Annotated in this window: 16 protein-coding genes and 1 pseudogene; 2 read left to right on the top strand and 15 right to left on the bottom strand. The window is 45.0% G+C overall.

Annotated elements, in window-relative coordinates; genetic code table 11:
- Positions 1-117: 117 nt before the first annotated feature.
- The 3 genes and pseudogenes from SM122_RS08000 to SM122_RS07990 form a co-directional block, all read right to left on the bottom strand.
- A pseudogene (locus tag SM122_RS08000) lies at positions 118-426 on the bottom strand (type IIL restriction-modification enzyme MmeI); the annotation flags it as partial.
- A gap of 303 nt (positions 427-729) precedes the next feature.
- A complete protein-coding gene (locus tag SM122_RS07995; RefSeq protein ID WP_049504172.1) occupies positions 730-1,365 on the bottom strand; it encodes an SdpI family protein in 636 nt (211 codons plus the stop codon).
- Positions 1,352-1,633, bottom strand: coding sequence for an autorepressor SdpR family transcription factor (locus SM122_RS07990; RefSeq protein WP_247920018.1), 282 nt, complete (start codon positions 1,631-1,633; stop codon positions 1,352-1,354). Before SM122_RS07990 ends, SM122_RS07995 begins: the two co-directional genes overlap by 14 nt.
- Before the next feature lie 808 nt (positions 1,634-2,441).
- Here SM122_RS07990 and SM122_RS07985 point away from each other — a divergent pair.
- Positions 2,442-3,611 (top strand): CynX/NimT family MFS transporter, encoded by a 1,170-nt coding sequence (locus SM122_RS07985; protein WP_324737949.1) that lies wholly within the window; start codon positions 2,442-2,444, stop codon positions 3,609-3,611.
- A 107-nt stretch (positions 3,612-3,718) separates the two neighbouring features.
- Here the strand turns inward: SM122_RS07985 and SM122_RS07980 are convergent, their stop codons facing one another.
- From SM122_RS07980 to SM122_RS07930, 11 genes are all read right to left on the bottom strand, one after another.
- Positions 3,719-4,852, bottom strand: a complete 1,134-nt coding sequence (locus tag SM122_RS07980; protein ID WP_324737948.1) for a LysM peptidoglycan-binding domain-containing protein — start codon at positions 4,850-4,852, stop codon at positions 3,719-3,721.
- A 519-nt stretch (positions 4,853-5,371) separates the two neighbouring features.
- Positions 5,372-5,995: a V-type ATP synthase subunit D gene (locus SM122_RS07975; RefSeq protein WP_003002380.1), complete on the bottom strand. Its 624-nt coding sequence runs from the start codon at positions 5,993-5,995 to the stop codon at positions 5,372-5,374.
- Positions 5,996-5,998: 3 nt separating this feature from the next.
- The gene (locus SM122_RS07970; RefSeq protein WP_155169852.1) at positions 5,999-7,384 is read right to left on the bottom strand and encodes a V-type ATP synthase subunit B; all 1,386 of its coding nucleotides are present in this window, start codon (positions 7,382-7,384) and stop codon (positions 5,999-6,001) included.
- The gene (locus SM122_RS07965; RefSeq protein WP_324737947.1) at positions 7,371-9,161 is read right to left on the bottom strand and encodes a V-type ATP synthase subunit A; all 1,791 of its coding nucleotides are present in this window, start codon (positions 9,159-9,161) and stop codon (positions 7,371-7,373) included. The genes SM122_RS07970 and SM122_RS07965 overlap by 14 nt, the downstream gene beginning before the upstream one ends.
- A gap of 33 nt (positions 9,162-9,194) precedes the next feature.
- Positions 9,195-9,899, bottom strand: a complete 705-nt coding sequence (locus tag SM122_RS07960) for a GNAT family N-acetyltransferase (protein ID WP_155169858.1) — start codon at positions 9,897-9,899, stop codon at positions 9,195-9,197.
- The gene (locus tag SM122_RS07955) at positions 9,896-10,216 is read right to left on the bottom strand and encodes a V-type ATP synthase subunit F (protein WP_155169861.1); all 321 of its coding nucleotides are present in this window, start codon (positions 10,214-10,216) and stop codon (positions 9,896-9,898) included. The genes SM122_RS07960 and SM122_RS07955 overlap by 4 nt, the downstream gene beginning before the upstream one ends.
- On the bottom strand, positions 10,197-11,216 hold the full coding sequence (locus SM122_RS07950) for a V-type ATPase subunit (protein ID WP_324737946.1): 1,020 nt from the start codon (positions 11,214-11,216) through the stop codon (positions 10,197-10,199). The genes SM122_RS07955 and SM122_RS07950 overlap by 20 nt, the downstream gene beginning before the upstream one ends.
- Positions 11,217-11,225: 9 nt before the next feature.
- Entirely contained in the window at positions 11,226-11,816 is a 591-nt protein-coding gene (locus SM122_RS07945; protein WP_195424255.1) for a V-type ATP synthase subunit E family protein, read from the bottom strand.
- Between the two features lie 69 nt (positions 11,817-11,885).
- Positions 11,886-12,365 carry a V-type ATP synthase subunit K gene (locus SM122_RS07940; protein WP_003009435.1) on the bottom strand — a complete coding sequence of 160 codons (480 nt, stop codon included), beginning with the start codon at positions 12,363-12,365 and terminating at the stop codon, positions 11,886-11,888.
- Positions 12,366-12,395: 30 nt separating this feature from the next.
- Positions 12,396-14,357: a V-type ATP synthase subunit I gene (locus tag SM122_RS07935; protein ID WP_324737945.1), complete on the bottom strand. Its 1,962-nt coding sequence runs from the start codon at positions 14,355-14,357 to the stop codon at positions 12,396-12,398.
- On the bottom strand, positions 14,347-14,670 hold the full coding sequence (locus tag SM122_RS07930; RefSeq protein WP_154859268.1) for a hypothetical protein: 324 nt from the start codon (positions 14,668-14,670) through the stop codon (positions 14,347-14,349). Before SM122_RS07930 ends, SM122_RS07935 begins: the two co-directional genes overlap by 11 nt.
- 292 nt (positions 14,671-14,962) lie before the next feature.
- Between SM122_RS07930 and SM122_RS07925 the strand changes: the two genes are divergently transcribed.
- Positions 14,963-15,802: a MurR/RpiR family transcriptional regulator gene (locus tag SM122_RS07925; protein WP_023920093.1), complete on the top strand. Its 840-nt coding sequence runs from the start codon at positions 14,963-14,965 to the stop codon at positions 15,800-15,802.
- Positions 15,803-15,900: 98 nt separating this feature from the next.
- Here the strand turns inward: SM122_RS07925 and SM122_RS07920 are convergent, their stop codons facing one another.
- Positions 15,901-16,788, bottom strand: a complete 888-nt coding sequence (locus tag SM122_RS07920) for an ROK family protein (protein WP_324737944.1) — start codon at positions 16,786-16,788, stop codon at positions 15,901-15,903.
- Positions 16,789-16,803: the final 15 nt, after the last annotated feature.

Here is a 16,803-nt window from a genome sequence, read left to right as displayed (position 1 = left end):
CCATACTTTACCAAAATGCTAAAGATTGAGCTAAAATCTTCGGGATGGGTAAAATAATATTTGTCTTTAAAAAGTTTCTCAAAACCTTCAAGGCGATTATTGAAATCATTAAATTTTGTATTGTCTAGCTGGTTGAAACGGTGTAAGGTAAGTCCCATCAGACTGTTTTATAGCTTTATTTAAATCTTTATCCGCTCCTTTTTGTTCAATCAATACTTTTGTCTTATCAATAAAGCCATCCATAAAACTAGTATGGTCAAGCATCACTTTATCTTCAAAAGTGATATACTCGCTTGGATTTTCCACTTCATAAACAGATTGAAGTAAGTCAAGCCAAAATGACTGACTATCTTGTCTTTCATTTCCTCTATTTTCCCAGCGTTTAATAAATTCTATAGCCTGCTTTTTTTGTTCTCGAATATTCATTTAAACTCCAATAATATTACTACTTGATGTTATTATACCATTAAAAATGTTTAATTAATATATTTAATAAGTTCTATTTGTAGCATATCTTAGCTTTTATTACATTGGATTACAGAGACCTAGTTAGATAACCTAGAAAGGTGTATGTAATATCACTTTTTATAAAATTTGATTTTTAAAATAACGTATTGGTGCGCTCTTTTTTCAACTTATTTTGGCTAAGAAAACGATGAAATCAAGCATTATAAAAACCAGTGGAAGTAATCCTAACACGGATTTCCACTGGTTTTTACATTTTTCATACTAACGATTTTTCCGACTTAATTGATAAGAGTACATCACAGGGATAAACACAATGGCGAGGATGACCAGCACCAATACATAAGAAAGCGCGAATTGAAGGCCTGCTTCAAGTAGAAGAATCAAACCTCCGAGGACCCACAACTTCCCTGCCAAGCGATGGGTTTTGTGCCAGTTATCTTCACTCTGTAAGGTCCAAGGCAGACGGATTCCAACCGTGTGATTCACTTTCAACTTAGGCATGTAATTGCCCATGATCACAAAGATAAGACCCAGCAACACCGAAACAAAAACAGATGGATTGGTAGTAGATCCAAGCGCCTTGCTATAGATGAGATAGGAGATACTTAAGGAAACGATTGGGGTCAACCAGTAAATCGCTCTGATCATTTTTTCATTCATAGCGCTATTCTTAGAATCGCGACCGATCATAAAGATCATAAACAGATGCACCATGAGATCGAAAATAGGAAGACCAAACACAACCAGGGGTTTCGATTGGAAGTTATTGGGCTGGCCAGCAAAATTGAAGTGAATCGGGATTTGGTTAGGTAATTGCGACCAAATCATCAGCCCCCAAAGCATGGGGAAAAGGATCACCATAGAAGTTAATAGCAATAGTTTTTTATTCGTTTTCATCAGTAGAGTCTCCTTTCAAATCAACGAGCCAGACCATTAAATCCTCCAAGACAGAAGTATTGAGTTCATAGTAGATAAAATTCTTCTCTTTTTCCTCTCGAATTAAATCTGCCTGCTTGAGGAGGTTTAAATGATGGGAAATGGTCGCTCCTGCTACATCAAAGTGGCCAGCGATATCACCAGCAGATAACTTCCCCGCCTTTAGCAGTTCTAAGATACTTCTTCTTATCGGATTCGATAAAGCTTTAAATGTTTGCGCAAAATTCATTCTCTATCTCCTCTAATCTATTTAGATATCTTTCTAAATAGATTCTAGTACTTTCGGATGGGTTTGTCAACTCTATTTAGAAAAAAATCTAAATAGAGTCTGTTGTAAAAAAATTATCAGACCTAAGACCGATTCTTATAGACCGTGTCTTTTCTTAAGTTTTCTTTAAGAAATGAGCCTTATAATAAAACCATCAAATGAAGACCTCCTAACTTTGTTTGATAGAAAATCCTAAACTTTTTCATAATAATCTCCCTATAAGAGCCACCAAAACCGGTGGCTTTTTTCTACGTACCTTTACGAGCATCAGCGAGTTTAGGTACATTGACGCAGTTCGAACGACAGTTAGAACTACGATCTTTAGAATGGAATAAGCAATTTTACTGTTTGGAATGATGATTAATGCATTTTGTCAGACTTAAGACCTATTTTTTAAACACAACCTTTTCTTAAGTTTTCTTTAAGCAAACCGCCTTATAATAAAACCATCAAATAAAGACCTCCTAACTTTGTTTGATAGAAAATCCTAAACTTTTTCATAATAATCTCCCTATAAGAGCCACCAAAACCGGTGGCTTTTTCTCTACGTACCTTAGTGAACGTTAGTGAGCTTAGGTACGTAGATGCAGTTCGAACGGTAGTGAGAACTACGTTCCTTATTCCTTTAGCAAACGTTAGTGAGCTTAGGTACGTTGACGCAGTTCGAACAACAGTGAGAACTACAATCCTTCTCCTTCATTTGTATTATTACTCCAATTTGTGCTCAATCTATGTTATAATGAAGAGAATTTTTGTCTGAGGAGGATTTATGAAAAAAACACATTCTATGTTATTCGTCCCGGGCATCATTATGCTTGGGATTGTTTTACGAACACCGTTTACTACACTTCCGACGGTCTTGTCTGACATCGCAGCTGGTTTGGGGGTTGATGTGAGCTCTCTGGGACTATTGACTAGCTTGCCCCTTCTTACCTTTGCCATTTTCTCACCTTTTGCGATTCAGTTTGCTCAAAAATTAGGAATTGAGCGCCTCTTCTTTCTTGTTTTGATCGCAATGACGATCGGATCTGCCATTCGGATTATCAATCTTCCCTTTCTCTATCTGGGAACCATCTTGATTGGAGCAAGTATTGCCTTTCTCAATGTTCTGCTTCCAAGCTTGATTCAGGCCAATCGGCCTAAGCAACTCGGTGTGCTAACAACTCTCTACATCACCTCTATGGGGATGTCCACAGCGATCGCCTCTTCTGTAGCGGTTCCTATTACCAAAGCCACTTCTTGGCAAGGTCTAGTGACTCTTTTGACTGCCTTGTGCGCTCTTGCTTTGGTCATCTGGATTCCTAACCTTCGCTACAACCACCGTCTCAAAAAGGCTGCTACTGCTGAAGCTAGTAACAAATGGTATACCAATAAATATGTCTGGGCTATCATGATTTTTGGAGGCTTGCAGTCATTACTTTTCTACACAAGTATGACTTGGCTTCCGACCATGGCTGTTCAAGCTGGCCTTTCAAAGGTTGAATCTGGACTACTTGCCTCAGTGTTCACCTTGATCAGTCTCCCATTCTCCTTGACGATCCCAAGTTTAACGACACGGTTATCCGATCGCAATCGACGCTTGATGCTTGCCATTGTTGTTGGAGCAGGGATTCTGGGAGTAGCCATGCTCTTAATCCCGACCAGCAACTTCTTCTACTGGCTCGTCATCAATGCCCTGATAGGAAGTTCCGTTAGTTCGCTCTTTCCTTACCTCATGGTCGCTTTCTCCATGAAATCCAGTACACCTGAAAAGACAGCTCAACTTTCTGGTCTTGCCCAAACAGGAGGCTACGTCTTTGCTGCTTTTGGTCCTATTCTCTTTGGATACAGCAAATCTCTCTTCCGCTCTTGGACACCAGCTATCCTCATGCTACTGGTCTTAACCATTATCATGGCGATTGCCCTTTATCAGGTGGAAAAAGTCGATCATATTTTATAACCATTGACCGGCTGGAAGATTCGTCTTCCGGTTTTTTTGTGCACTTTTATTGTAAATTCAAGCACACAAAAAAAGAACTAAGCTCTAGGCCTAGTTCAATAGTTTTATTATCCGTTAAATGAGATATGTACGTGGTCGTTGTGGTTAGCTGTATCTCCACCGCGGTCTGGCATTTGGTTCCATGTATTAGCTGGTCCGTAAATGTTATTTACTGGCATGTAGAATTGTTGTTTCCAAATAATATATGAGATACCTGCACGGTCCATGTTATCAATCGCATACTGTGCAACTTGATCTCCAAGCTCTGAATTTGTTGGAACCATCACGTCTACTGCAAGCCCTTTACCATGGTCTTCTGGATCCCCTTCACGATATCCTCCGATATTGGTGATACCGAATTTCGCTGCAATTTCTTGACGGAAAGCTTCCGCTTGCGGTTGAAGATTTGGATCAGTTGGAATAGCATTTGCAGATGTTGGAGTTGATGCTACTGGTTGCACTTCAGGGGCAGCTGCAGTTTCTACTGCTGCAGGTTGTGCTGCCGGAGCTTCCTCTGCTGGTGCTGGTGTTTCAGCAGGAGCTGCTTCTGCGGCTGGAGCAGATTGAGGAGCCGCTGGTGCAACTTCTTGATTTTGAATTTCAACATTGACAGCTGGAGCACCGTAGCTTGGTGTTTCTGGAACAGCTGGCTGAGCTGGTGTTTCTGCTGCTGGAACTTCAACAACTGGAGCCTCCGCTGGTTGGGCTGGAGATTCTTCTGTTGAAGGTGCAACTGGTACAGCTTTGTTATCTTCGTTTACTGGTTTTGACAAATCGTTGACAGCGACTGTTTGATCAGCTACTGTCACCTGATTCGTTGTCAAGTCGGCACTTGCAACGGTTGCGTCTGTCGCACCTACTTGAGGAGTTTGGATTTCAACTGAAGTTACTTCTTTTTGATCGTTTACTGTTGTTTTCAATACAGTACCTGGGTAGATCAAATCCATGTTACTGATGTTGTTCAAGTTTGCCAACACATGGACATCGATTCCTAGTGCTTCTGCGATAGAGCTCAATGTATCGCCGTATTTAACAGTGTAAGTTTGTTGGTTTTCACCGCTTTGTTGGATATCATGTTTGATTTCATCTACTGAGCGAGCTACCCAATCTTCAAGTGTTTCTGCAGTGGCTTTTGTAAAGGGAATCACTGCAAGAGCTACTGTTGAAGCGATCAAGGCTTTCGTATTAACTTTTAATTTCATCTTTTATCCTCTTTTTTCTTTGTTTTTTTGCTCAAGATTTTCTTGGACAAATGAACTACCATACTATCTTATCACAATTTAAAAATAATAAAAGGCCTTTTTGGCTATTTAACAAAACTGTATTTTTCTTGTAACATTTCGTCTTTCTTGTCACATTGTTACAAACTAGTAACATAAAATTAGGGTCCTGGAAGAAGAGTTCGAGGGCGCAAAAAAAGCCTCATCAAGGAGCGGTTCCTCGATGAGGTTCTTGTATTTTTTAAGTAATTGAACATAGCTTTTTACGGCTTTGTATCTTATAACTGAACACGCCCTAAATGCTGTGTGATAAACGCAAACTGTAATAGTACTAACTTCAAAGACACAGTAGCTGATTGGATTTTTCTCTCGCTTTAAGAGCTCGGAAAAATCCTAATCAGCCTTGTGGGGGCAGGACAACGAAGCATTCTATACAACAGTGCTTCTGTCCTGCTCCCTATTTTCACTTTGCTTTTTACGGGCTTTGTATCTTGATGTATCTTATTTTACCTTCATGATTCTGACGAGGTTGGCGCGTTCGGCTTCTTCGAGTTTCATTTCGATATAATAGATAGTCTCTTTGAGGTCTGGGATGGTCGCATACTCGAGTCCGTTCACTCGACGGCGGGTTTTCTCGATTTCATCTGCCATGAGTTGGCAGCTTTTTTCGATTTCCGCTAACTTGAGCAAATCAGGGAGTAGATCCCCCATTTCTTGGATCGTGCTATCCATTTGACTGTTGGAGGCGAGGTAGCTATAAACCACGTCCCCTTCATCATCTCCGTATGGATTATCGATACGGGCATGGAGCTTGGGCACGCGCACACTCATGACATTTTCTTCCTCGATGTGTAGCATCACTTCTCGAGTGGGAACGGCAAAGATTTCTTCTACCATGAGGTCACTCTCCAAGGACTTGGCCATCACGAAATCTTGCATATTGCCCACCAGCGCTGCCTCCACCTTTTGGCGCAGACGATTATTCTCTCGCACAGCTTCAATAAAGCGACGCATGAGTTCATCCCGCTTATCCTTGAGCAACTTGTGCCCCCGGGTTGCTGTCTTGAGGCGCTCTTTGAGAATATTGAGCTCCATCCGAGTTGGTTTTACATTTAATCGTGCCATAGGCTAATCCTCTTTGTTTGGCAGATACTTGTCAATCATCTCATCCTTGATCCGTTTAAGCTCTGTTCGTGGAAGGATGGATAAGAGTTCCCAACCGAGATCCAAACTTTCCTCAATCGTCCGATTGGTAGTGAAACCTTGGTTGATGTATTCTTGCTCAAAGCGGTCTGTAAATTTAACATAGAGCTTGTCGGTATCTGACAAGGCAGATTCCCCAAGCACTACAGCCAGTTCTTTGGCTTGTTTTCCTTGGGCGTAGGCCGCAAAGAGCTGGTTCATGGTCGCCGCATGGTCTTCCCGAGTCTTGCCTTCACCAGAACCCTTGTCCTTCAAACGAGAAAGGGATGGAAGAACATTGATCGGTGGGCGGTAACCACTATTGTAGAGATCGCGGGACAGAATAATCTGACCTTCGGTGATGTAGCCTGTCAAGTCAGGGATGGGGTGGGTGATGTCATCTTCTGGCATAGAGAGGATCGGAATTTGGGTCACAGATCCTTTCTTTCCAACCAAGCGTCCTGCACGTTCGTAGAGGGTTGAGAGGTTGGTATAGAGATAACCTGGATAACCCCGACGACCTGGAACTTCCCGGCGGGCAGCGGATACTTCCCGAAGGGCTTCACAGTAGTTGGTCATATCGGTCATAATAACCAAGACGTGCATGTCTTTTTCATAGGCCAAATATTCGGCAGCTGTCAAGGCGATCCGAGGAGTGGCAATCCGCTCGATAGCGGGGTCATTAGCTAAGTTGATAAAGAGGACCGAGCGGTCAATGGCACCTGTCTCCCGAAGGTCGTTCATAAAGAACTCGGCTTCTTCAAAGGTAATCCCCATGGCCGCAAAGACCACGGCGAAGTTTTCTTCAGAATTAAGAACCGTCGCTTGACGAGCAATCTGAGCCGCCAACTCCTTGTGAGGAAGACCAGAACCTGAGAATACTGGGAGTTTTTGGCCCCGAACCAAGGTATTCAAATGGTCAATGGCTGAGATTCCTGTCTGGATAAATTCATCCGGATAGTCCCGCGAAACAGGGTTAATGGCTTGTCCATCAATGTCCAAGTACTTCTCTGGGATAATCTCTGGACCGCCATCGATGGGTTTCCCCATCCCGCTAAAGATGCGTCCGACCATGTCTTCAGACACAGGAAGTTCTAGGGGACGTCCGGTAAAGCGGACTTTGGCTTTCTCCAAGTTGATCCCGCTAGATCCTTCAAAGAGCTGGACCATGGCCTTGTCTTCTTGGACTTCGAGGACTTGTCCTTGGCGGGTCGTTCCGTCATGAAGCTTGATTTCTACCAGTTCATTGTAGTGAACCCCTTCGACCTGATCGACAATCATCAAGGGGCCAACAACTTCGCTGACAGTACGGTATTCTTTAATCACGCTCATTGTCTACTCCTCCTTTTGCGACGATTTGGTGTAGGGTTTCTACGATTTCTTCTTTCAGGGCTTGGATGGTTGCCAACTGATCCTCATGGATGAACTTGCTACGGGCAATGCGGTCCCGAAGAGCCACGGTTCCTTCCATGATTTCTGTGAAGTAAGCCCCTAATTCCAACGCTTTTTGACTTTCTTGGTCAAAGGTTAAAATGTTGGTCAACAAGGCCACCTGCTTGCTGAAAGAGGTATAGGTATCGACCTCATCAAAGGCATTTTGTTGCAGGTAGTCTTCGCGGATCATCTTGGCCGCATTCATGGTCAAGCGGTCTTTTTCAGACAAGGAATCAAGACCAACCAAGCGGACGATTTCTTGCAATTCACTCTCTTTTTGCAACAGGTTCATGGCGCGGGTCACTTTTTCTGCCCAGCTAATCTGCTCATGCTGATCGATATATTGGCCCACCTCATCTTGGTAAAGGGAATAAGAACTCAACCAGTTGATGGCTGGGAAATGACGACGCTGCGCCAACTGAGCATCTAGTCCCCAGAAGACCTTGACGATCCGCAGGGTGTTTTGGGTCACCGGCTCTGAGATATCTCCACCCGGAGGAGAAACGGCACCAATCGCCGTAATAGAGCCTTCACGCGCAGTGGTTCCGAGTGTCTTGACTCGACCGGCCCGTTCGTAGTACTCAGCAATCCGGCTACCAAGGTAGGCCGGGTAGCCTTCATCCCCTGGCATTTCTTCTAGACGACCAGACATTTCACGAAGAGCTTCTGCCCAGCGCGATGTAGAATCGGCCATGATGGCAACGGAATAGCCCATATCACGGAAATATTCCGCAATGGTGATCCCTGTATAGATGGACGCTTCCCGCGCCGCTACTGGCATGTTCGAAGTGTTGGCGATCAGAACGGTCCGTTGCATGATGGATTGACCAGTTGTTGGATCGATCAATTCGGGAAATTCATTCAGAACGTCCGTCATTTCGTTTCCACGTTCCCCACAACCCACGTAGATCACGATGTCTACGTTGGCAAACTTGGCCACCTGGTGTTGCACAACGGTCTTTCCAGCTCCGAAAGGACCAGGAACAGCTGCAGCTCCACCTTTTGTTACAGGGAAGAAGGTATCAATAACCCGTTGACCGGTAACCAAAGGCTCTTCCGGAATCAGTTTTTGTGCAAAGGGACGGCCTCGACGAACCGGCCATTTTTGCATCAGACTTCCAGTAAAGAGGCTACCATCTGCCTGCTCGATCTCATAGACCGGCTCTTCTACTGTGTAAGAACCTGCTGCGATCTTGGTCACACGTCCACTGACACCGAACGGTACCATGATGCGGTGTTCCACCATATTGGTCTCCTGAACGGTACCAACGATGTCTCCTGCGACTACCTCAGTTCCTTCTGCTACACTTGGTTCGAAGGTCCATTTGGTGTCACGATCTAGATTAGGAACTTGCACCCCACGAACGAGGAAGTCACTGGCGGTGACTTCTTGGAAACGTTCCAAGGGGCGTTGGATCCCGTCAAACATCTGAGAGATCAAGCCTGGTCCCAACTCGACAGAAAGGGGAGCTCCAGTTGTTACCACTGGTTCTCCTGGACCGACTCCAGATGTTTCTTCGTATACTTGGATAGAGGCTTCATCCCGCCGCATCTCAATAATTTCGCCAATCAAACCAAGATCGCCAACCCGGCAAATATCTTGGATATTGGCCTCCTGCATCCCTGATGCAACCACCAAGGGACCGGAAACTTTGATAATTTTTCCTTGAGTCATGTATTCCTCCTGGGAATCCTTTGTTTCTTTGTTTTACTTTTGTGCTATCTCTCTTAGAGATTGCTTTTGTTGGCCATTGGCATCGAAATTAGTTGGATCCAACCAGGCTTCGAAGCGCTCTTTGATTGCTGGCCATTCTTGGTCAATGATAGACAACCAGTCTGTATCGCGGGTACGACCTTTATAAACAACAGCCTGACGGAAACAGCCTTCATAGGTGAATCCCAAGCGCTCAGCTGCTTTGCGAGATGCTTGGTTTAAGGCATCGCATTTCCACTCATAGCGGCGGTAGCCTAAATCTTCAAACACGTAGCGCGCTAACAGATACTGGGCTTCCGTAGCCATGCGTGTCTTTTGGAGTGCTGATGAGTAGGTCACTGCTCCGACTTCGATCACCCTGTTGGCTTGATCGATCCGCATGAGAGAGAATGTCCCCAAAGCCTTGCCTGAATCTTTGTCTACAATCGCATAGTAAAAGCGACCTTGGGCTGTCATGAGATCATCTAATAAGCGGTCCCACTCCTCTTCATTGCGGGCAGGACCTTTAAATAGAAAGGTCCACATCGCTGCTGGAGAGGCCGGCCCGTAAACCTGATAAAGATCTGCTCCATGTTTTTCTTTTGACAGGCGCTCGATCACGGTATAGCGACCTTCGATCCGCTCAATAGCTGGCAAGCGCCCCGGTGTAAACTCCGGCAGTGCATCGCCAATCGCTTGACCAAATTCATTTGTTCTCATAAAATATCCTGTCCTACTGCTTTTTCGACATTATCACGAATCCGCTGTTGGCCCAGTCCTGTAGTCCCTCTATGGGTCGGGATAAGAATCAAGGCTGGTGTCAGCTGCTGGTCGTAAAAAGCCACTGTTTCTGGAATGGCCTGAGCAATATCCTCTGTCAGGTAGATAATCCCGAAGTTTTCCCGACTGAGTTTTCGCAAGGTATTGATCGCTTCTTGCGGCTCTGTGATCGGATAGGTTTGAAAGCCAATCAGGCGAAAAGGAAGGATGGCGTCCCGATTGCCCACAACTGCGATCTTATAGGTCTGTTTGTCCATAAATCGGTCTCATCCTTTCTTTGATTTCTGCTAGCGGAAAACCATTGTCCAAACCAGAGAGGACCAAACGAAGATTGGTCACCTCTAACTCTTTTCCGTAAAGATAACGAACAAGAGGGAGTGGTCCATCGACTTCAAAACGGCCAGCGTCTAGAAGACTGAATTTCACCAAACTTTCTAAATACTCCAACTCTACGGTCTTGAGTTGACCGGTGCGCATCTTTTCTTCATAATTCTCTAAGGCGAGATCGTACTCCAGCGGATTGACTTGATAAAACCAGGTCAACCACTGACCCGATTCTAGCAGGTCGATCACCTGATGGGCACTGAGACTTCCTTCATCCGAGAGCAATTGGTGCATAAAACTATGCGGTTTTTGCTGATCCAAGGCCCGCTTGACCGTAATCGCATTGTAAAAGTCAATGGTCACGTCTACCAACTGCTTCAAAATCGGATGATCTAGACTGTCTCCTAAGTATCTCAGGTGTTTAAAATAAGCTAAGTCCATCCCGATTTCGAGGACCCGCAAGTCCTGATAGTCTTGGAATTCTTGCCAAGTTGCAGCCACTTCTTCCGCCATAAAGGTCGGACAATGCTCCGCAGAAAAGGTCGCCACCAAATGCTCGAGCACATCAAGAGAATAAGGACCGATGGGGATCAATAAATGCCCCAACTTGCGCTCTGTCGCCTTGTTTTTCAGATATACCTTGAGATTGTGATAAGTGTATTTCAAGGTAAACAGGCTAACCAAGTCTGACTGAGGGCTTACCTCAAAAGCCCATTGGTATTCCGCCAACAAGGCTGTCATCAGACGCTCTTCAAGGGCTGCTAAATCCTTGATCTCGTGGCTGTCTAAAGCATAAGGTGTCCCTTGTAGCAAGCCTTCTCGGCTCTCACTGGAGGGACTTGCAAGCAACTGCTCGAACTGACTGGGACTGACAAAACTGGCCTCACGTACGCTGATTCCTGTATTAACTTGAGAATAGGTCCGTTCGCTCATTGCAACCTCCTAGTTCTCTTCATCGGTGAAAATGCTGGCTGCCATCTGGTAGCTTTCTTGCTCCCAAATGGAATCCACCAAATCACGGTAGAGATAGTTGTCATCAATCTTCCCAACCGACAAGACAAAGCCTGCCTGAGCTGGAATCGTCGCATCCGCAACTGTCACATTCTGATGAGTTTGCTTTAATTTCTCGAGAGCTGCTAGATCAAATTTGCTAGCACTCACCGCCCCAAAGGTCAGAGTCACAACTTGCCCTTGATAGCGGTCTAAAATCGCATCTACAAACTGCAATTCCTTTTCAAGGGGCCAAGCCGCCATTGCTTCATAAGCATCTGCAAAGAGATCCTTTAAGACTCGTTGCTTGGTGACAAGGGTTGATTGGCGTTTTTTATTTTCGATTTGTTGGGTTTCACGTTGCAATTGACGTTGAATCCGCTTGAGCTGCTCGGAACGTTGATTGAGTTTATCTTGGATCAAACGCTCTTCTTGCGCCGTCTCTTCTTTTAGGATGGTTTCCTTGGCCTCTTCTAAGAGTTTACGCCCTTTTTCGTGGGCTTGGGCCAAGATCGAATCCTTTAATTGGGTTTGTTCATCCATTCGTTATTTCTCCTATTGCATGCGTCTTTTGTTTTTCGTCTCGCGAGACGAATTCATCAAAGCTAGTTCTTAGCCGACGCGTAGGGTCAATAGGAAGGACACAACGAAGGCCAAGATGGCATAAGTTTCAACCATGGCCGCAAGGATAACCCCTTTCATCATGTCTTCAGGGCGTTTAGCCAAGATTTGCATCCCTGCTGTCGCAACATTTCCTTGGTGTTTTGCTGAGAAATAACCAACGATCGCTACTGGAAGAGCTGTAAAGAAGTATGCAACCCCTGTTTCAAGTGGCATATCTGGCTTAATTTGCAACCAGATCAAGATCCCAATAACGAAACCGTACAAACCTTGTGTACCTGGCAACAATTGCAGAATCAGGGCTTGGGCAAATTTTTCAGGTTGTTCTTTCAAGAGTGCTGCTGCTGCTTGACCCGTTTTACCAACCCCAAGGGCAGATCCCATCCCACTAAGTGCGACGGCGATCGCTACACCAAATGCTGCAAAGAAGGCGCCCCCATGGGCTGAAAAATATGATGCTAAAGATTCCATGAATATACTCCTATTTATTAAAGATAATACTTATTTTTTTGTTTTAATATAGCGTTCAGAAGGTTTGAGAGGACGAAATGGCTTGCCTCCTCCTTCGTAGAACTTGCCGAAGAACTCCACAAAGATCAAACGGGCTCCATGCACATATCCTGACAAGAAGGACAGGAACATATTAATAGCATGAAGGACGATAAAGAGCACAAGGCCTACCGTAAACCGTCCAAGCGGTGGGAAGAGATTGACAATGAGGTTGAAGGCTGAACCGATACTCGCTCCAGACAAGCCCAAGGCCATCAAACGGGTGAAGCTGACCAAGTCTCCGACGTACCCACTGACATTGTAGAGGTTAAAGAGACCGGACGCTAAACCGGACAGCTTCTTGGCACTGACAACGGAGACAACCAAGACCCCAATGGCATTCAGAATAGCCAGCCATTTACCAATCGGAACTAGAAGGCTCATTCCTGGTAAGATATTGCCTACTGCTAGAAGCATTAAGCCAAGCAGGATCAAGACCCAAGCAAAGCCAGCATTGTAGGCTTCCGTGTAGTCTTTGAGGCGAACATTTTTCATTCCTCCTAGGAACAAGCCCACTAAGACCGTGACAAAACCAAAGACTACTGAGAGGATCAGGATGGTCATAGCGTTGCTGGTCGTACTGATCAGGGCAAAAGGCATCTCAAATCCAAAGAAAGAGCCATAAACCACACCCCAAAGGGCAACTGAAATCCCGAGGAGACTGAAGAATCGAAGATTCTTTGCCGTACCAGGGTTGAGTTTGAAAGCTTTGAGGGCAAAGCCTGTCGCTACCGTTAGCAAGAGTCCATAACCGATATCTGCGACCATCATGCCAAAGAAAACAAAGTAGAAGAGAGACACGATTGGTGTCGGATCTTTCTCGTAATACTTAGGCAGGGCGTACATCTCTGTCACCAACTCAAAGGGCTCTACCAAGGCACTATTTCGCAACTGGATCGGAACGTCATTCCAATCTTTTTCCGTCACATCGCGCGTCTCTAGTAAGACCCGAGAACCAAAGCCTTCTTGTAAGAAGTCTCGTAACGAGGCCACTTGCGATGTTTCAATCCAACCCTCTAGGGCTACCAAGCTTTGCGTGCTGGCAAGAAGCGACTTGGCTTCCTCACGAGCTCCCAAACTCAGCAAGTAATCCATCTGGTACTTGAGCTGGTCCAGCTCCTTCTGGGAGTTTTGCAACTCTGCTAGGGTTGCTGCAACTACAGCTTCTTGCTCTTTGATTTCCCCTTCTAGGCGATCCAAGTAAGCAGCTGGGACTTGCTCTTCTTCATAGTCCAATTCTTTGAACCCATGTTCTTCCAGAAGCTCCTGAACAGCTACACGGTCTCCTGAACGATACAAGATGACATAACCGTGTTCAGTCTCAGATGTAAAGACTTCTTCTAACTCCAGCTCAGGGTGAGCTTTTAAGGAAGAACGAACAGCGTCTGTATCGCTATTCGGGATGGTCCCAATCAGACCGTGCACATAGTGAAACTTGGCTAGAGTGGTTGGTGTGACCTCTAACGGTCGCCATTTTTCTAAGCGCTCTATCTCTCCCTTTGCATCCGCAATCTTCTGCCGGGCCTTGTCTAACACGCGCAATTGGCGTTTCAACTTGGTCAATAGAAGATCCTCATCTCGAATCATCCCGTAGGCCTGCAGATCATCAAAAGACAAACTTAAAGGTTCTTCCTTCAGAGCTTGCAGGGCCTTCTTCTCAGGCATATAGGGCTCCAGAGTCTGAATCATTTTTTCAACTTGTTCTTGACGTTTTTGCAGCTCTACCAAAACTTGACGATTGTCCTCTGTCAAGGGTTGAGACAAGGTATTTGCCTCAAAAGCTGCCTGCCACTCTTCCTGTTCACTTAGGTCATAAATCTGGATTTTCGCCTCAGACTGCAGCGCTAGTAGGAGACTGTCCAAGTCATCTTTGGGCAAGATGAGAGACAGTTTTTGCATCTGACTAACGGCCATAGCTTGCTACCACCTTTTCTACAATGGCTTCAACTAACCCAGCTCGTTTATCGGTCATCGCTTGCTGTACTTTGGCATCATTACGCGCAACCGTTTCTGCCAGATCTTTCGTTAAACGGACAAGTTTTTCCTGGGCGTTATTTTCTGCCTCTGCGACCAATTGCTCCGTTTCCTCATCGTAATGCTGCGCCACTGTTGCAAGGCGATCGCGCGAATCCGTCCGAATTTGCTCGACCTGATCTTCATAGCTGGCGATCACTCCTTGAGCAGCTTGTTCGATCTCTTGCATCATTTCAAGTGTTGCATTCGACATCGTCACACCTCCTTATTCAACCATTGTTCTTCCAACAACAGTACAATTATCTTAAATTATACCACAATTCATATCGTTTGTTCAGGCTAAATCTAGAATGTTCAGAAAATTATGGATACGCACTAAGGCCGTCTTTTCAACATTGGTAACGTTCTCTTTATTTGTATATCCTGTTACTAGTTTCAGTATTTCTTGATTTCTTTTACTTGAATAAAGCGGTTAGCCATGTTATAATGTGTAATATATTATAGGAGAATCCTGTTATTTCATTTTGCGAGGAAGGAGGATTGCTGTGAAACAAGATCAAGATTTACGCTCGATTATTGCCAGTCATGAATCAGAGCTGACAGATATGGAACGTGACATTGCCCAATACTTTTTATCGTCAGAAGCGCGACAGCATTCCCTGTCTTCTTCTCGTGTCACTGAGTTGCTTCATGTTTCAAAAGCAGCTTTGACGCGTTTCTCTCAAAAATGTGGTTTCACCGGCTATCGGGAGTTTGTTTATCATTTTAATGAAGAAACCAAGAATCAAAAACAAGTGCAAGATCATGACGAACTTACTCTCAGTGTTTTGCAACGCTACCACCATATCAGTAACGTCACTGAAAACCTAGTAAACGATTCACAATTGGATCGGGTGGCTGAACTGATCGACCAAGCGGACCGGGTCTACTTCTTTGGGATCGGTAGTTCTGGTTTAGTAGCTCGAGAAATGAAATTGCGCTTGATGCGACTGGGCGTCGTTTGTGAGGCTCTGACAGATCAAGATGGCTTTGCTTGGACGACGAGCATTCTCGATTCCTCTTGTCTGGTCATCGGTTTCTCACTATCAGGAAGTACGAGCTCTATTACAGACAGTCTTCTAAAAGCCAAGGAAAAAGGGGCCAAGACGATTCTTATAACTTCTAACCCTGCGGCTATCCACCAAGGATATACAGAGGTATTGCCTGCTGCACCCCTTCCTAGTAGCACCTACATCGATCGAATCTCTGCCATTTTCCCTCTCCTCATCGTAGTGGATTTAGTCTATGCCCATTTCCTCAATAAAAACCGAGAACAAAAAGAAGTCGTCTTTAATAGCTACTGGGAAAACAAAAAACTCTCTAGTCAACGTTCTCGAAAATCTTAATATGGTCTCCCTATTTAAAAAACCATGAAGGTTGGGGCTTCTCTCATCCTTCATGGTTTTTATGATGAAGCAAAAACAAGTCGCCTGTGCGACTTGTTTTATGTTGCATGTTTTTGTCTAAAGTGATAGTAGGCCCCCAACATACCCGCAGCATTTTGATGGTGAGCAAATTCCAAACGGATTTTATCTGCTAGGCTAGGTACAAGTTCGGCGCACAGAGCTTGATAGATTTTTGGTTTGAGGATGGCTTCCTGGGCCATAATCCCCCCTCCAAGAACGATGACCTCTGGATTGACCACGTAGGCGATATTGGCTAATCCTTTTCCAAGGTAGGCCACCATCCGATCAATCCCTGCCATACAGATCTTATCTCCTTCTGTCGCCTGCTTGAAAATACGGCGACCATTCCACTGGTCTGAAGGATCGCCATGGCACGCCGCCACATACTCGACCAAAGCCGTCGTTGAAGCTAGATCCTGAAAGGCACCATCTGGCAAATGAAGATAGCCAACCTCACAGGCTGAATTGCTAAAGCCATGAAAGACCTGACCATCAAGCAAGAGGCAACCGCCGATCCCTGTCCCAATCGTCAGGCAAACAGCATTGTTCGATCCTTTTGCATGGCCTGTAGTGACCTCTGCGAGACCGGCACAGTTGACATCATTTTCAATCTCGCAAGGGATCTGAAAGGTCTCTTCGATTTCCTTTTTGAATTGGGTGCCTGCATAGTTGGGAATTTGTGGGCCTGCATAAAAGATTTCTCCCTTATCAGGATCTACCATTCCGGCCGAAGAAATCGCAACCCCTGCCAAGGGATGCTTCTTCAAATAACGGGCTACGATTTCCTTTGTTGTGTTAAGAATGTGAGGTCCTCCTTTTTGGGCCTCCGTTGGCATTTCATGGGTCTCTAGGAGTTGCCCTTTTGCATCGGATAGGCCATACTTGATACTGGTCCCTCCGATATCAATTACAACATATGGATTCATCTAGACCTCCTTTGA

Source organism: Streptococcus gingivalis, assembly GCF_035544715.1.
Lineage (GTDB): Bacteria > Bacillota > Bacilli > Lactobacillales > Streptococcaceae > Streptococcus > Streptococcus gingivalis.
Note: the sequence above shows the minus strand (reverse complement) of the source record. Positions and strands in the feature narration are given on the sequence as shown.

Bases quoted from the DNA above. Each gene is read 5' to 3' on its own strand.
- SM122_RS07960 (WP_155169858.1), bottom strand. From the start codon at position 9,899: ATGAGAACAAATGAATTTGGTCAAGCGATTGGCGATGCACTGCCGGAG.
- SM122_RS07940 (WP_003009435.1), bottom strand. From the start codon at position 12,365: ATGGAATCTTTAGCATCATATTTTTCAGCCCATGGGGGCGCCTTCTTT.
- SM122_RS07985 (WP_324737949.1), top strand. From the start codon at position 2,442: ATGAAAAAAACACATTCTATGTTATTCGTCCCGGGCATCATTATGCTT.
- SM122_RS07995 (WP_049504172.1), bottom strand. From the start codon at position 1,365: ATGAAAACGAATAAAAAACTATTGCTATTAACTTCTATGGTGATCCTT.
- SM122_RS07920 (WP_324737944.1), bottom strand. From the start codon at position 16,788: ATGAATCCATATGTTGTAATTGATATCGGAGGGACCAGTATCAAGTAT.
- SM122_RS07990 (WP_247920018.1), bottom strand. From the start codon at position 1,633: ATGAATTTTGCGCAAACATTTAAAGCTTTATCGAATCCGATAAGAAGA.
- SM122_RS07975 (WP_003002380.1), bottom strand. From the start codon at position 5,995: ATGGCACGATTAAATGTAAAACCAACTCGGATGGAGCTCAATATTCTC.
- SM122_RS07930 (WP_154859268.1), bottom strand. From the start codon at position 14,670: ATGTCGAATGCAACACTTGAAATGATGCAAGAGATCGAACAAGCTGCT.
- SM122_RS07965 (WP_324737947.1), bottom strand. From the start codon at position 9,161: ATGACTCAAGGAAAAATTATCAAAGTTTCCGGTCCCTTGGTGGTTGCA.
- SM122_RS07935 (WP_324737945.1), bottom strand. From the start codon at position 14,357: ATGGCCGTTAGTCAGATGCAAAAACTGTCTCTCATCTTGCCCAAAGAT.
- SM122_RS07945 (WP_195424255.1), bottom strand. From the start codon at position 11,816: ATGGATGAACAAACCCAATTAAAGGATTCGATCTTGGCCCAAGCCCAC.
- SM122_RS07955 (WP_155169861.1), bottom strand. From the start codon at position 10,216: ATGGACAAACAGACCTATAAGATCGCAGTTGTGGGCAATCGGGACGCC.
- SM122_RS07980 (WP_324737948.1), bottom strand. From the start codon at position 4,852: ATGAAATTAAAAGTTAATACGAAAGCCTTGATCGCTTCAACAGTAGCT.
- SM122_RS07950 (WP_324737946.1), bottom strand. From the start codon at position 11,216: ATGAGCGAACGGACCTATTCTCAAGTTAATACAGGAATCAGCGTACGT.
- SM122_RS07970 (WP_155169852.1), bottom strand. From the start codon at position 7,384: ATGAGCGTGATTAAAGAATACCGTACTGTCAGCGAAGTTGTTGGCCCC.